The organism is Streptomyces sp. NPDC025721, from assembly GCF_055558595.1.
The window spans coordinates 116670-129059 of sequence record NZ_JBVHMF010000006.1 but is presented as its reverse complement, the minus strand read 5'-3'; the positions used below and the strand labels follow the sequence as shown (position 1 = coordinate 129059).

At 70.5% G+C, this 12390-nt stretch carries 17 protein-coding genes; 9 read left to right on the top strand and 8 right to left on the bottom strand.

The genetic code is table 11. From position 1 onward, the window contains the following. The first annotated feature begins 138 nt into the window (after positions 1 to 138). Together ACZ4EF_RS11575 and ACZ4EF_RS11570 are read left to right on the top strand one after the other, a co-directional pair. Positions 139 to 354, top strand: a complete 216-nt coding sequence (locus tag ACZ4EF_RS11575) for a type II toxin-antitoxin system VapB family antitoxin (RefSeq protein WP_355349388.1) — start codon at positions 139 to 141, stop codon at positions 352 to 354. Beyond that, positions 351 to 773 (top strand): PIN domain-containing protein, encoded by a 423-nt coding sequence (locus ACZ4EF_RS11570; protein ID WP_467504052.1) that lies wholly within the window; start codon positions 351 to 353, stop codon positions 771 to 773. Before ACZ4EF_RS11575 ends, ACZ4EF_RS11570 begins: the two co-directional genes overlap by 4 nt. 34 nt (positions 774 to 807) lie before the next feature. Here ACZ4EF_RS11570 and ACZ4EF_RS11565 read toward each other — a convergent pair whose 3' ends face one another. From ACZ4EF_RS11565 to ACZ4EF_RS11555, 3 genes are read right to left on the bottom strand one after another with little or no spacing between them, the layout of a single operon-like run. Continuing rightward, a complete protein-coding gene (locus tag ACZ4EF_RS11565; protein ID WP_467504050.1) occupies positions 808 to 1848 on the bottom strand; it encodes a hypothetical protein in 1041 nt (346 codons plus the stop codon). Further along, positions 1845 to 2408, bottom strand: coding sequence for an RNA polymerase sigma factor (locus ACZ4EF_RS11560; RefSeq protein WP_391161472.1), 564 nt, complete (start codon positions 2406 to 2408; stop codon positions 1845 to 1847). Before ACZ4EF_RS11560 ends, ACZ4EF_RS11565 begins: the two co-directional genes overlap by 4 nt. Next, on the bottom strand, positions 2405 to 2656 hold the full coding sequence (locus tag ACZ4EF_RS11555) for a hypothetical protein (RefSeq protein ID WP_355349376.1): 252 nt from the start codon (positions 2654 to 2656) through the stop codon (positions 2405 to 2407). Before ACZ4EF_RS11555 ends, ACZ4EF_RS11560 begins: the two co-directional genes overlap by 4 nt. A gap of 140 nt (positions 2657 to 2796) precedes the next feature. On the opposite strand from ACZ4EF_RS11555, the gene ACZ4EF_RS11550 reads away from it, so the two are divergent. From ACZ4EF_RS11550 to ACZ4EF_RS11520, 7 genes are all read left to right on the top strand, one after another. Then, the gene (locus ACZ4EF_RS11550) at positions 2797 to 3618 is read left to right on the top strand and encodes a helix-turn-helix domain-containing protein (RefSeq protein WP_391050376.1); all 822 of its coding nucleotides are present in this window, start codon (positions 2797 to 2799) and stop codon (positions 3616 to 3618) included. Continuing rightward, positions 3615 to 3953 (top strand): DUF397 domain-containing protein, encoded by a 339-nt coding sequence (locus ACZ4EF_RS11545; RefSeq protein ID WP_467504047.1) that lies wholly within the window; start codon positions 3615 to 3617, stop codon positions 3951 to 3953. Before ACZ4EF_RS11550 ends, ACZ4EF_RS11545 begins: the two co-directional genes overlap by 4 nt. Positions 3954 to 4031: 78 nt before the next feature. Then, entirely contained in the window at positions 4032 to 4508 is a 477-nt protein-coding gene (locus ACZ4EF_RS11540) for an SRPBCC family protein (RefSeq protein WP_391161476.1), read from the top strand. 82 nt (positions 4509 to 4590) lie between these two features. Next, the gene (locus ACZ4EF_RS11535) at positions 4591 to 5169 is read left to right on the top strand and encodes an RDD family protein (protein ID WP_467504045.1); all 579 of its coding nucleotides are present in this window, start codon (positions 4591 to 4593) and stop codon (positions 5167 to 5169) included. A gap of 69 nt (positions 5170 to 5238) precedes the next feature. After that, entirely contained in the window at positions 5239 to 5769 is a 531-nt protein-coding gene (locus tag ACZ4EF_RS11530; protein ID WP_467504043.1) for a hypothetical protein, read from the top strand. Positions 5770 to 5833: 64 nt separating this feature from the next. Then, on the top strand, positions 5834 to 6781 hold the full coding sequence (locus ACZ4EF_RS11525) for an RHS repeat domain-containing protein (RefSeq protein WP_467504041.1): 948 nt from the start codon (positions 5834 to 5836) through the stop codon (positions 6779 to 6781). 26 nt (positions 6782 to 6807) lie between these two features. Next, on the top strand, positions 6808 to 7308 hold the full coding sequence (locus ACZ4EF_RS11520) for a hypothetical protein (protein ID WP_402710918.1): 501 nt from the start codon (positions 6808 to 6810) through the stop codon (positions 7306 to 7308). Here ACZ4EF_RS11520 and ACZ4EF_RS11515 read toward each other — a convergent pair. The 5 genes from ACZ4EF_RS11515 to cimA form a co-directional block, all read right to left on the bottom strand. After that, the gene (locus ACZ4EF_RS11515) at positions 7301 to 7804 is read right to left on the bottom strand and encodes a YfbM family protein (protein ID WP_391161482.1); all 504 of its coding nucleotides are present in this window, start codon (positions 7802 to 7804) and stop codon (positions 7301 to 7303) included. The two genes, ACZ4EF_RS11520 and ACZ4EF_RS11515, sit on opposite strands and share 8 nt — an antisense overlap. A 51-nt stretch (positions 7805 to 7855) precedes the next feature. Next, complete coding sequence (locus ACZ4EF_RS11510; RefSeq protein ID WP_355348151.1) at positions 7856 to 8314, bottom strand: GNAT family N-acetyltransferase; 459 nt, start codon at positions 8312 to 8314, stop codon at positions 7856 to 7858. A 209-nt stretch (positions 8315 to 8523) separates the two neighbouring features. Then, positions 8524 to 9462, bottom strand: a complete 939-nt coding sequence (locus ACZ4EF_RS11505) for a lipase family protein (RefSeq protein ID WP_401306181.1) — start codon at positions 9460 to 9462, stop codon at positions 8524 to 8526. A 317-nt stretch (positions 9463 to 9779) separates the two neighbouring features. After that, positions 9780 to 10298 carry a hypothetical protein gene (locus tag ACZ4EF_RS11500; RefSeq protein WP_355348146.1) on the bottom strand — a complete coding sequence of 173 codons (519 nt, stop codon included), beginning with the start codon at positions 10296 to 10298 and terminating at the stop codon, positions 9780 to 9782. A gap of 229 nt (positions 10299 to 10527) precedes the next feature. Continuing rightward, complete coding sequence (gene cimA, locus ACZ4EF_RS11495) at positions 10528 to 12141, bottom strand: citramalate synthase (RefSeq protein WP_355348143.1); 1614 nt, start codon at positions 12139 to 12141, stop codon at positions 10528 to 10530. Positions 12142 to 12390 lie beyond the last annotated feature (249 nt).

The window sequence follows — 12390 nt, the reverse complement described above, 5'->3', positions numbered from 1 at the left end:
ATCCGTACGCCGCTCACCTTATGACCGCGCCCCTCTCCGGGTTACCCGACAGTACGTGTGCCGTTCGTCACCGGCCCGTTTTCGATATCGAGCGAGATATACTCGACACCTAAGTTGATATCACCAGAGGTGCATCATATGAGCCGGACCGTGATCGACCTGGACGACGAACTGCTCGCCGATGTGGCCCAGGCCCTTGGCACGGGCACGAAGAGAGAGACCGTCAACACAGCCCTGCGTGAGGTTTTGGAGAACCGGAGACGAGCGCTCGCCCTCACGCGTTTGCGTGCCCAAGCCGCCAACGGGGCCTTCGACTTGGAGATCTTCGAGGACAAGACGAACTACCGCCGGTGAGCGCGGCGCAGTTTCTGATCGACACCAGCGCCCTCGCACGGATCATGCGCGGCGACGCGGAGCAGTTCGGCTGGGACCAAGCGGCAGCGGCCGGTCTGATCGCCACCTGCCCGATCACCGAGTTGGAGTTCTTCTACAGCGCACGGTCGGCCGCCGACCGTGCGCAGGCCACCGCCGACATGCGCATGCTGTTCGGCCGGGTGCCCGTGGACGACCGCGCGTACGACCGCGCCTGGCAAGTGCAGGGCCTGCTCACGGAACGCGGAGAGCACCGTAGCGCCGGCGCCGTGGACTTGGTGGTCGCCGCCACAGCGGAACTGCAGGGCCTCACCCTCCTGCACCGCGACCGCGACTTCGAGCGCGTCGCGGCCGTTACCGGCCAGGCACTCCAGTGGTACGGGCCTCCGGCCGGGAAGTAGTCGCCCCCAGGGCAAGCCGGGCTCTGGGGGCCTCCTACGGGTCCACGGAGTCGGAGACGGTGGCCGAGTCGCCTCGGACGACGTAGATGGCGCTGCCCGGCGGGGACTCGTCCGAGCGGGAACGGAGGTCGGCGAGGTCGAAGCCGGGGGGCCAGCGGGTGCCGGTCTCGGTCCAGCGGACGGCGGTGAGGTCGGCGCCGCGCAGGTCGACCGAGGTGAGGTCGGTGACGGTGAAGTCGTCCAGGAGCAGCGCCATCCGCTGGTCGTCGTGGGTGACCAGGTGAGTGGCGAACTGGCTCCGCACCAGGGCGATCCGGACCGCGCCGAGGATGCGGGCGGCGCGTTCGGCCAGGGCCCGGTCGAGGCCGGGGGCGGCGGCGATTTCGTAGGCCAGATCAGCCGTCCGCGACAGGTAGGAGTCTCCTCCGGCGGCCATTCCGTGCGTCGCCTCGCGGGCGAGTCGCAGAGCCTCCCTGAGATAGCCGTCCGCGGTCAGGGGCCGGCCGGGCGCCGGTTCAGCGCGCCCGAGGAAGGTCGCCGCACGGCGGAAAGCGCTGACGAACTCGGGTTCCCTGACCATATGCCGGGCGAAGTCGAGGACCGCCGCGAGCAGATCGACGCGGTCGAGGGCGCGCCCCCGGTCTCCGCCGTCGTCGTCCGCGAGGCGCTGTGCCAGGAAGACGGCCCGCGTACCGGCGGCGATCTGCGGCTGGCTCCGCACTTCCATGCGCCCGACGGCCGGGGTCAGCGTGGATTCAAACTTGGCCATGCCAGCAGGGAAGTTGACGTGCAGCATCGCCTCCACGAGGTTCGGACTCCTGGGCGGGGCGTACTTCGTGGTCGGGGCGGGTGGCGGCGGCGCGCCGGGAATCCGGTCCGGGTCCGGCGCGGGGAGTACGGACGCGAGGCCCGCGTCGACGTCGAGGGGCACGTCCTGCGTGAGAGCCGCGTGGCGGGACTGGAGCAGCACCTCGGACAGACCCGCCTCGATGTCGAGGACGCCGTCGAGGTCCCCGGCGAGGGAGCGGGCGCGCTCGGCGAGCAGCCGCTCGTCGTGGTGGTGTTCCGCGGTCACCGGTCGTCCTCCTCGGCGAGGAGACGCACGGCGGCGCGCCGCGCCTTCTTCAGACTGGCGCGTACGGCCTCGGGAGTCATCGTCAGTTGCTCGGCGATCTCGGCGGGCGCGTACCCGTCCAACGTCCAGGCCAGGATCTGCCGTTGGCGCGGCGGAAGACTCCGGAGCAGGGCGAGCGTCACATGCCGCTCCTCCCAGTCGGCGTACGCGTCCGGACGCGGCAGCAGCGAGGTGGGTTCCGGCACCTCGTCCACCGGGTCCTCCCGGACCGCCGCCGTCTTGCGGGCGAGCGCGCGGGCGGCGACGGTGCGGACGTACGCGCGCGGAGTGCGGACCGTGGTCCAGTAGCGGTGGACCTGGATCATCGCCTCCTGCGCCATGTCGGCCGCGACGGCCAGCGCGGCCCCGTGGTGCAGCAGAAAGACGACGAGGCCGCGTATCTCGGCGCGGTAGAAGTCCGAGAACTCCTCGTCCACGGTGCCGCGTACGCGCTCGGGGGCCCCGGTCTCCCCCGGTAAGCGCTGTGCCGACGCGGTGGTCGGCGGTTCATGGTCGGTCACGTGCTCTCATCGTCCCTTCGGCCCGCCGCGCGGCTGATCGTCAGGTGGAGCCGGTGGCCGCCACCGCGTGCGTCGTCCAGTTCCAGCCGGTCCCCCGCCCCGAGGCCGTTGACAGCCTCGGCGAGATACGCGGCGCGCGCGTGCTCGTAACGCGCCCGCCAGCGCAGCCGCAGCCAATACCCCAGCAGCGCGCACCCCTTGGCCGTGAGAACCGAGAGAACGGTGACGGCAAGCGTGGCCCGGTCCATGGTGTCCCTCCCCGAGGGGCCGTGGATTTCGGCCCGCTACAGAAGAAGAGGCGCGGGACCGTACCCCGCGTGAACCCGTACAACCGGACTGTACGAGCCGGACGAGGGTGGCGCGGGTTTGGGACGGAAATAGAGATCGCATGCCCTACGGAAAGCGACCACGAAAAAACTCAGCGTGGCGCGTCATCGGCGCCACGGTCGGCCAGTTCAGGCGTGCGAGCGGTATGTCGCAGCAGCGGCTCGCCGACGAGGTGAACCTCAGCCTGGACCAGATCGCATCGATCGAGCAGGGCCGCAGACCGCTCGGCCTGCGGCTGGCCCGCCAGCTCGACCAGTTGCTCCGCACGAGCCAGACGCTGGAGGTGGCCGTCGCCGAAGTCCCGCAGGCGGAGCGGTATCCGCTGTTCGCGCAGGACTACATGGAGGAGGAGCCGCTGGCGCTGAGCCTGATGTCGTACGAAAACGCCCTGGTACCGGGCTTGCTCCAGACCGAGGAGTACATGCGGGCGGTCTTCAACGAGCAGTTTCCGCCGCTCAGCCCCGACGAGGTGGAGCAGCGGGTAGCCGACCGGCTCGTCCGACAAGCAATGTTCGAGCGCAAGCCGTCGCCGCCGCTGATGTCGTACGTCCTGGAAGAGGCTGTGTTCGACCGGCCTCTTGGTGGCAAAGCGGCCATGCGCCGCCAGATCCAGCGTCTCAGGGAGGTGGCTGACCTCCCCTTCAGCTGTCTCCAGGTCATGCCACGAGACCGCCCGCACGCTTCCCTCGCCGGTCCCATGGTGCTCCTGGAGACCCCCGCCCACGAGCACTTGGGCTACTTCGACGCACACGGCTTCAGCGTGCTCGTCGATGATCCGGATGAAGTCAGCGTGCTCCATCAGAGATATGCGATGCTGCGTTCACAGGCCCTCACTCCTGAGGAGAGCAAGCGCCTGTTGGACGATTTGCTAGGAGAGCAATGAACCACGTTGTACGGCCGCAGCCCTCCCCCGACCTGATCTGGTTCAAGTCGAGCCACAGCAGCGGCGATGGCGGGAACTGCGTCGAACTCGCCTACGACTGGCGCAAGTCCTCGTACAGCGGCAGCGAGGGCGGGAACTGCGTCGAGGTCGCGTGCGACTGGCACAAGTCCTCACACAGCACCGGCGACGGCGGCAACTGCGTCGAGGTCGCCGCGCATCCGCAGGCGATTCACATCCGCGACTCGAAGGACCCCGAGGGCCCGGCGCTCACCGTCACGCCCGCCGCGTGGTCGGCGTTCGTGACGTTCGCCGCCGCGCAGCAGCCCGCGCTCTGACGTATCGGGCGACACGTCCGACGGATCGCCCGCACGGCGTGAGTGCGGGCGCCGCCGTTGCGGTCCTAGACTCGGCTCATGGGTAGGACCGACCGCGCCAGCCGGGTGATCGCGGCACCACCGGCGACCATCTACGGCGCCCTCATCGACCGCGACTCCCTCGAAGCCTGGCTGCCGCCTGACGGTATGCGCGGCCGGATCGAGCACTGGGACCCCCGCCCCGGCGGCGGCTTCCGTATGGTGCTCACGTATCTCGACGCGGCCGACAGCCCGGGCAAGTCCTCGGACGCGACGGACGTCGTCACGGTCGCCTTCACGCAATTGGTCCCGCACCGCCGCGTCGTCCAGCAGGCCGTCTTCGAGGCGGACGACCCCTTGTATGCGGGCACCATGACGATGACCTGGTCTCTCACGCCCACCGACGACGCCGCCGACGCCACCGAGGTCGCCGTCACCGCCACCGACGTACCGCCCGGTATCGACCAGGCCGACCACGAAACCGGCATCGCCTCCTCGCTCGCCAACCTCGCCACGTACGTCGAACCGATCGGCTGACCGGCCCCGGCTGGGCGAGTGGTACGCAATCGTTGCAGGTAGAGGGTTGTCTCCTGCCGGTAGGCCCTGTGTACTCGGCGGCATGAGTGACAGACAGCCACCTCCATACGACGGCGACAACGGCGGACAGTCCGGCCCCTGGGAGCACAACCCGCAGGGGCAGCAACAGCCCAACCCCTATGGCCAGCCCGGCCCTTACGGGCAGGGACCCATACCGTCCTACCCCGGCAGCGGCCAGCCTGACGTCGCGAACTACGGTCAACAGCCGACCGGAATGCCCCCGTTGGCCAACTGGGGGGCGCGGGCGGGTTCGTATCTCATCGACGCGCTCATCCTCGGTGTCCCGTACGCGATCCTGCGCTTCGGCATCGGCGGCACGGCCGGGGCCCTGCTGGGCGCGGTCGTCGCCCTGGCCGGTTCGATCTACTTCTCCTACATGGAGGGTACGACCGGGCAGACGCCGGGCAAGAAGGTCGTGGGCACCCGCACGCTGCGCGAGGCGGACGGCCAGGTCCTCGGCTTCGGTCTGGCCTTCGGCCGGCGCCTGCTGCACATCCTGGACGCTCTGCCCTGCTACCTCGGCTTCCTGTGGCCCGCCTGGGACGCCAAGAAGCAGACCTTCGCGGACAAGATCGTCCACTCCGTCGTCATCAAGCCCTGACCCGCACCCTGTTGTCCGTGTGCCCCGGCCCTGCCGCCGGGGCGCCCGGACACGGATAGGCCCGCCTCCATGGACTGGGACCGCGAACGTCCCTGGCGCGACAACATATGGGTCCGCCTCGCGCCCGCCGTGCTCTACGTCGCCGTGTGCCTGTTCTGGCTGCCCGCCCCCACCGTCCCGCTCGTCGGCGGCATGGCCGGCGGCTTGGTGTTTGCGTGGCGAGACCTGAGAAGCCGGCGGCACATCGCCTCAGAGACCGGGCTCACCCCCCGGCAGGTCACCGTGGCCGCCCGCCTCATGCGCAAGGAGGTCATCCCCTCCGACCCCGCGGCCCGCCACGCCATGACCCTCCTCCTGCACCGCCAACGCCGGGCAGCCCGCACCACCCGCCGTCTGGCGCTCGTCGTTGCCACGCTCTTCGCCGCCCTGGGCGCCGCCGTGCTCCTGTGGGGCCCCACCGCCAAGGACCTCGCCGCCATCTACCTGGCCCTCGCCGCCCTCCTTCTCCTCACCACCCTCCCCTCCACCCGCCGCACCACCCACCGCCTGGCCCGCACCGAAGCCCACCTCACCCCGCCCCCTCCCCTGCTGGAGCAGTGATCCGCAGGCCGCGACCACCTGTTCCGGTCATCGGGAACCCCGCCGCAGTTCCCACACGTCACTTATGACCGAGGTGAAACAATGCCCCGGAGCTGACGGGGACCACGGGGGGACGGGCGTCACCACGCCGGACGGCAGCGTCTGGCGCTATCTGTACGACGCGCTGGGCCGCCGGATCGCCAAGCAGCAGTGGGGCGACAGCGGCCTCATCGCGGAGACCGTGTTCGTCTGGGACGGCGCGCGCATGACGGAAGAGGTGACGGGGCAGGCCGCCACGACCTGGGAGTACGCGCCTGGCACACACCGTCCGCTGGCCCAGATCGACGAACGCTTCTACGCCATCGTCACCGATCTCATCGGTGCCCCCAGCGAACTCATCGGCTCCGACGGCGATGTGGCGTGGCGGAGCACGCGCACGGTATGGGACCGGCAACCAGCCGTCGGCGGGCAGACCGACTGCCCGCTGCGCTTCCCCGGCCAGTACGCCGACGCCGAGACCGGACTCCACTACAACCATCTGCGGTATTACGACCCGGTCACCGCCCGCTACCAGAGCCCCGATCCCCTCGGCCTGGTCCCGGCTCCCAACCACCACACGTATGTGGAGAATCCATACGACGAGATCGACCCGTTCGGCCTGAGTCCCTGTACGGAACTGGGTCGCGCCCTCAAGCCGGGCGAGATCTTCATCTACCGTGCCGTCCAGGCCAAGGAGCTGGCACAGCTGCTCAAGACGCGGCGGTTCGAGAACGTCCTCGGCATCGAGACCAAGTACTTCTCGACGACGATGGAGGGCGCGGCGGCTTATGCCCGGGCCGCGTTCAAGGCGTACAAGGAAGAAGGTCCTTATACCCTGGTCAGATCGGTGATCCACAAGGACGCGATCAACCCCGAGAGCCTGATCGACCACCTGGCGGACGCGGGCGGCGGAATCGACGCTCTGGCCCTGTCCGTGGAAGAGATGGCCCACGCGGGACGAGTTCGCGTCCTTCCCTTCATGCCCCTGCCCTGATGCACCCCTTCTGAGTGGAACGCGACGTGGACATCATCATCGTTTCGGACAACGCACGGCTTCTTGAGGTGTGGCGGCGGCATTTGGGGGATGGTCTGCCGGTGGAGTTGTGGGAGGCCGAGGCCCGGGATGTGGGCGCTGATGCCGTGATGGTGGCCGGGGTGTTCGCGCACGGGCGGTACGGGGGGAGGCCGACGCCGGGGCGGGCGCAGATTTTGCGGAACGTGCGGGGGGACGGTTATCCGGGTCTTGTCGTGGTGCCCGCCACTCGCCCGGCGATGCTGGACGGCGAGGGGCGACCGGTGGTGCGGCCGGAGTACGCCGACGTCAGCCCCGCGTATTTCGGGGTGTCGCGGGCGCTCGAGGCGGTGCGGGAGTGGAACGCGGGCGGGGAGGTGCCGCGAGTGGACGTACTGCTGTTTCCGCTCGGGCTGTTGGGAATGGAGTCCGTCGAGGACACGGCTACGCCGGAGGCTGTGGGGAGGGCGGTGCGTGAGGGGTGGGAGGCGCTGGGAGGGGCTAGCTGAGCCAGAGGGCTATCGCGTCGCCTTCGGCGGCTGCCGCTTGGAAGAAGGGGACGAGGGCCTCGTAGTGCTGGGTCGCGTATTCGAGCGTTTCGAGGGCCTGGCCCTCGACGCTCGGGTAGAGGACGCCCTCTTCGACCTCGGCTTCGGTGAGGTCCTTGGTGAGGGCGGCGGCGGGGAGTGCGGTCAGGGCGGCGGCGGCCGTGCGGACCTGGTCGGGGGTGAGGTAACGGGGCGGGCCGTAGCCCCAGTCGCCGGCGCCGGGTATCGGCTGGCCGCCGTGGACGATGTCGAGCGGGAACTCGATCCGCCGGAACAGGAAGTCCAGGGCGTCCCACGCCTTGTCGATGTCGAGACAGCGCGGCTGACCCGCGCCCGTGGTCTCCTCCGACTCGGCGTACATCAGGTCGAAGACGAACTCCTGCGTCCAGTCCGGTTCCCGGACGGCGCGGTCGAGTTCGGCGGGTGTCAGACGTGCGTAGTTCTCGATCATGCCCATGCGTCGCATGCTAGCGCCGGGGTCTGACACCCGCCGCCCCCGGAATGGGAGTTACGGCCAGCGCATGGAGAGGTCGGGCTCCTTCTCCATGTTGCGGGAGCCGTCGTTGGTGTCGACCAGCGTGAAGCCGTGGTGCTCGTAGAAGGCGCGGGCGTCGGTGTTGCGCTGGAAGGCGAAGAGGGTGAGGCCGGCGGGGCTGTGCGCCTTGGCGCGGGCGAGGAGGCGGCTGCCGATGCCCTGGCGGCGCACCTCCGCCAGGAGGTAGAGGGCGTCGAGGACCCCGTCCTCGACGGACGCGTAGCCGACGACGGCGCCGCCCTGCTCGGCCACCCACACCGCCGAGCCGGGCAGCACGATGTCCCGCACCCACGCCTCCACTTGGGCATCCGTCCGCTTGCGCGGCGGCAGGTACGGCATGGTCACCTCGCGCGAGGTGACGTGGACGTGCGCGATGGCGGCGGCGTCGGCCGCCACCGCGTCCCTGACGATGGTCTCGGGGGTGTCTGTCACCCGCGTGACCTTACGTATCGGGGGCCGTGGGCTCGACCCATTTTCCGTCACCCCTGCCAGGACGGCCCCGCCCGGGACGGCCCCGCCCGGGACGGCTGCCGCCGTGGGCGGGGCTCGGGGTGCTGGCCGCGTGGGCGGCGGCGGCCCTGCTCGGGGGCGGGCTGCTGCTGCGGGGACGGGACGCGTGACGGAGCAGGGGGGCGCGCTCCTCACAGGGCGGGCAGGTGCAGGCGGCCCCGGCCCTCCCGCACGTGGGGCAGGACGGTCGGGTCGCCGACCAGCGCGCCGTCCAGGTCCGTCGTCACGCGCAGGGCGTGTTTGCCGAGGTAGACGGGGCCCGGCTCGGGCTCGTCGCGGTAGAGGACGAAGCCGGTGACGCGGTCGACGCGGTTCGGGAGCAGCCGCCACACGCCGGTCGCGGAGCACACCGTCGCCTCCGGGACCGCCTCGGCCAGCCACGCGGCGGCGCTCGCCTCCACGGCGGCGGCGAAGCGCTGGCTGTCGTCGAAGGGGCGGACGAGGTCGAGGCGCCCCGAGCCGGGGACGGGGACGCCGTCGCGCCATTCGAACCAGGCGCGGTAGTACGGGCGTTGGCCGGACAGGGCGGCGAGCCGCCGTCTCGCGGTCACCCGCAGCAGCGTCGGGGCGCTCGGGTCGCGGTCCTTCAGGCCCGCCACCAGGTCGGGGTGGGCGATCAGTACGGTCGTGGGCGTGGCGCCGGACCAGCGGGTCAGGCACGCGGCGATACGGGTGAGGAGGTCGTCGACCGTTCCGTTACGGGGGTCGGCCGCGATCCAGGGCTCGGCGACGACGTTGCCGAGGGCGTACACCTCGTAACCGCCTGCGCGGAACGCCGCGTCGAGGCCGCGCCAGGTACGCGCCCGGTCCAGGGCGTCCGCCACCGCCTTGCGCAGCTCGTCCTCTTCCGGCTCCGCCCGGTCCACCCTCAGCCGCACGACGGCGTCCGGGTCGTCCGTCACCCGGAACATCACCTCGGCGCCGCCGGCCGCGGGGAAGCGGGAACGCGCGCCGTAGACGGCCAGTCGGCCGGGGAAGAGGCGGTCGCCCATGCGGGCCGCCGTGCGGCGCTGCCGCCGCGTGCCGAGCAGACCTGTCGCCGCTCCGAGCAGCATCACCAACCACAGCACGGGGGGCTCCTTTCGCCTGACCCGACGCTAGCCGTCCGCCTCCGGCGCGGGCCTGAGCATCCGTACTCATCCTTCCCGGGGCGCGGCCCCGTGCGGTTCCTCTGCTGTGGGGCGGTTCGCCGATCTTTTGAGGGGCGCGGGGAACCGCGCGCTCAGCCACCGACGGTGGCGCGGCCTTCTGAAGACCGGCGCCAGCGGGGCAGATGCCGTTGTCTTCGGGCTGACAGCCCGGTGGGGGCTGGTCGCGCGGTTCCCCGCGCCCCCAAGAACAAGGCCCTGCGCTGCGGCAGCGCACGTTCCCCGCGCCCCGGAGGGGGTCAGCAGCCGCCGCAGGTGTAGAAGAGGGCGTCCCAGTGGCTGCCCTCGTCGGCGTAGATGTTGCCGGAGGCAGCCTGGTACTGGGGGTAGCCGTCACCGCGGAGACCGATGTAGGTGAAGGCGCTGTGGATGTAGTTGGTGATGCAGGTGTTCTTGCCGAAGTCGAGCTTGTAGCCGTTCCAGTGGGAGTACGTGCCGCTGGCGTGGCCGGTCTCGGTGCCGCCGGTGATGTTGAGGGCGCAGCCGCTGGCGTGCTTGAGGGTGACGGCGCCCTGGGCGGTGGTGAGGTTGAGCTGGTCGAAGGACGTACACGTCGAGACGTTGCGGTTGGAGCAGCCGCCGGAGGACGACCAGGTGATGCCCGCGCCGCTGAACATGCTCGTCGCCTGGGCGTGGGTGAGCTTGGTGACGGCGAACGCGTCGGTGGAGCTGGCCAGTCCGATGCCGGGGGCGAACACCGCGGTGAGGACGAGAGTCAGGACACTGAGCACGGATCGGGCGCGCAGACGTAGCGTCATGCGATTCCTCCTGCTGTTTCCGCTGGGGTGGGTGGTGTGCGGGTGACCGGTGTGCAGGTGGCGCAGGAGGAGTGTGCCCGAGCTCTACGCGCGTCCGCCAGTGTCCGCACATGAACGGTCCCGGTCGCGGGGAACACGACCGGGACCCGGAGCACGGCAAAGACCGGCAAAGACCGGTAAAGGCCGGTAAACGGCCCGCGAGGGGTGACGCCCAGGGGGCCAAATCCCGCTACTGCTCCTGGGGTTCGAGGCCCGCGCGCAGCAGCCCGTACGTGTAAGCGTCGTCAAGTGCCGCCCAGGACGCGGCGATCACGTTGTCCGCGACGCCGACCGTGGACCACTCGGCGGCGCCGTCCGTGGTGGTGATCAGGACGCGGGTGGTGGAGTCGGTGCCCGAACGGCCTTCGAGGATACGGACCTTGTAGTCGACCAGCGCGAAGGCGGCGAGCTGCGGGTAGATCCGGCCGAGGGCCGCGAGCAGGGCGCGGTCCAGGGCGTTGACCGGGCCGTTGCCCTCGGCGGTGGCGACGATGCGCTCGCCCTTGGCCCACATCTTCACCGTCGCCTCGTTGGCGTGGGTGCCGTCGGGGCGGTCCTCGGTGATGACGCGCCAGGACTCGGTGCGGAAGAAGCGGCGCGGGCCGCCGTTCTCAGCGCGTTCCAGCTCCTCGCGCAGCAGCAGCGCGAACGACGCGTCGGCGGCCTCGTAGGTGTAGCCCTTCAGCTCCCGTTCCTTGACGCGCGCGACGACCCGGCCGACCAGCTCGCGGTCGCCGCCGAGGTCGATGCCGAGTTCCTTGCCCTTGAGCTCGATGGAGGCGCGGCCCGCCATGTCGGAGACCAGCATCCGCATGGTGTTGCCGACCTGCTCGGGGTCGATGTGCTGGTAGAGGTCGGGGTCGACCTTGATCGCGGAGGCGTGCAGACCGGCCTTGTGCGCGAAGGCGGAGACGCCGACGTAGGGCTGGTGGGTGGAGGGCGGCAGGTTGACGACCTCGGCGATGGCGTGCGAGATGCGGGTCATCTCGCCGAGCGTGCCGGGCGGCAGGACGCGGCGGCCGTGCTTGAGCTCCAGCGCGGCGACCACCGGGAAGAGGTTGGAGTTGCCGACGCGCTCGCCGTAGCCGTTGGCGGTGCACTGGACGTGGGTGGCGCCCGCGTCCACGGCGGCCAGGGTGTTGGCGACCGCGCAGCCGGTGTCGTCCTGCGCGTGGATGCCCAGGCGCGCGCCGGTGTCGGCCAGGACCAGCCCGGTGACGGCCTGGACCTGGGCGGGCAGCATCCCGCCGTTGGTGTCGCACAGGACGACGACGGACGCGCCCGCCTCGTGCGCGGCCCGTACGACGGCGGTGGCGTAGGCGGCGTTGGCCTTGTAGCCGTCGAAGAAGTGCTCGCAGTCGACGAAGACGCGGCGCCCTTGGGCGACGAGGTGGGAGACGGTGTCCGTCACCATCGCCAGGTTCTCTTCGAGAGTGGTGCGCAGGGCCAGTTCCACATGCCGGTCGTGGGACTTGGCGACCAGGGTGATCACCGGGGCGCCGGAGTCCAGCAGGGCCTTGACCTGCGGGTCCTGCGCGGCGACCGCGTTGGGGCGGCGGGTGGCGCCGAAGGCCACCAGCGTCGCGTGTTTCAGGTCCAGTTCGGTGGCGGCTCGGGCGAAGAACTCGGTGTCGCGGGGATTGGCGCCGGGCCAGCCGCCCTCGATGAACCCCACTCCGAAGTCGTCCAGGTGCCGGGCGATCGTCAGCTTGTCGGCGACGGTGAGGTTGATTCCCTCGCGCTGGGCGCCGTCGCGCAGCGTGGTGTCGAAGACGTGGAAGCTGTCGTCCAGTTCGGCGGTCATGGCTGTCGTAACTCCTGTCGGGTGAGTGGGTTCCCGTCCGGACATGCGGATATCGGGAGGATCCAGCTCCACTTGCCCCCATCGTCCCTCGCGCCCCGCCTCCCGGCGGTGGTGGGCCGGAAAACGAAAAAACCTCTCGCGGATGCGAGAGGTCTGCACGCGGGTCTGGGCGGGTGACGCTCCCCTGTGGTCAGGGGATCAGTCACTGCGGACCGGCGTGCCTGCGGCCAATAATCACGTTGGCGTACG

Bases quoted from the DNA above. Each gene is read 5' to 3' on its own strand.
- ACZ4EF_RS11575 (WP_355349388.1), top strand. From the start codon at position 139: ATGAGCCGGACCGTGATCGACCTGGACGACGAACTGCTCGCCGATGTG.
- ACZ4EF_RS11555 (WP_355349376.1), bottom strand. From the start codon at position 2,656: ATGGACCGGGCCACGCTTGCCGTCACCGTTCTCTCGGTTCTCACGGCC.
- ACZ4EF_RS11550 (WP_391050376.1), top strand. From the start codon at position 2,797: ATGCCCTACGGAAAGCGACCACGAAAAAACTCAGCGTGGCGCGTCATC.
- ACZ4EF_RS11545 (WP_467504047.1), top strand. From the start codon at position 3,615: ATGAACCACGTTGTACGGCCGCAGCCCTCCCCCGACCTGATCTGGTTC.
- ACZ4EF_RS11540 (WP_391161476.1), top strand. From the start codon at position 4,032: ATGGGTAGGACCGACCGCGCCAGCCGGGTGATCGCGGCACCACCGGCG.
- ACZ4EF_RS11535 (WP_467504045.1), top strand. From the start codon at position 4,591: ATGAGTGACAGACAGCCACCTCCATACGACGGCGACAACGGCGGACAG.
- ACZ4EF_RS11530 (WP_467504043.1), top strand. From the start codon at position 5,239: ATGGACTGGGACCGCGAACGTCCCTGGCGCGACAACATATGGGTCCGC.
- ACZ4EF_RS11525 (WP_467504041.1), top strand. From the start codon at position 5,834: ATGACCGAGGTGAAACAATGCCCCGGAGCTGACGGGGACCACGGGGGG.
- ACZ4EF_RS11515 (WP_391161482.1), bottom strand. From the start codon at position 7,804: ATGGGCATGATCGAGAACTACGCACGTCTGACACCCGCCGAACTCGAC.
- ACZ4EF_RS11500 (WP_355348146.1), bottom strand. From the start codon at position 10,298: ATGACGCTACGTCTGCGCGCCCGATCCGTGCTCAGTGTCCTGACTCTC.
- cimA (WP_355348143.1), bottom strand. From the start codon at position 12,141: ATGACCGCCGAACTGGACGACAGCTTCCACGTCTTCGACACCACGCTG.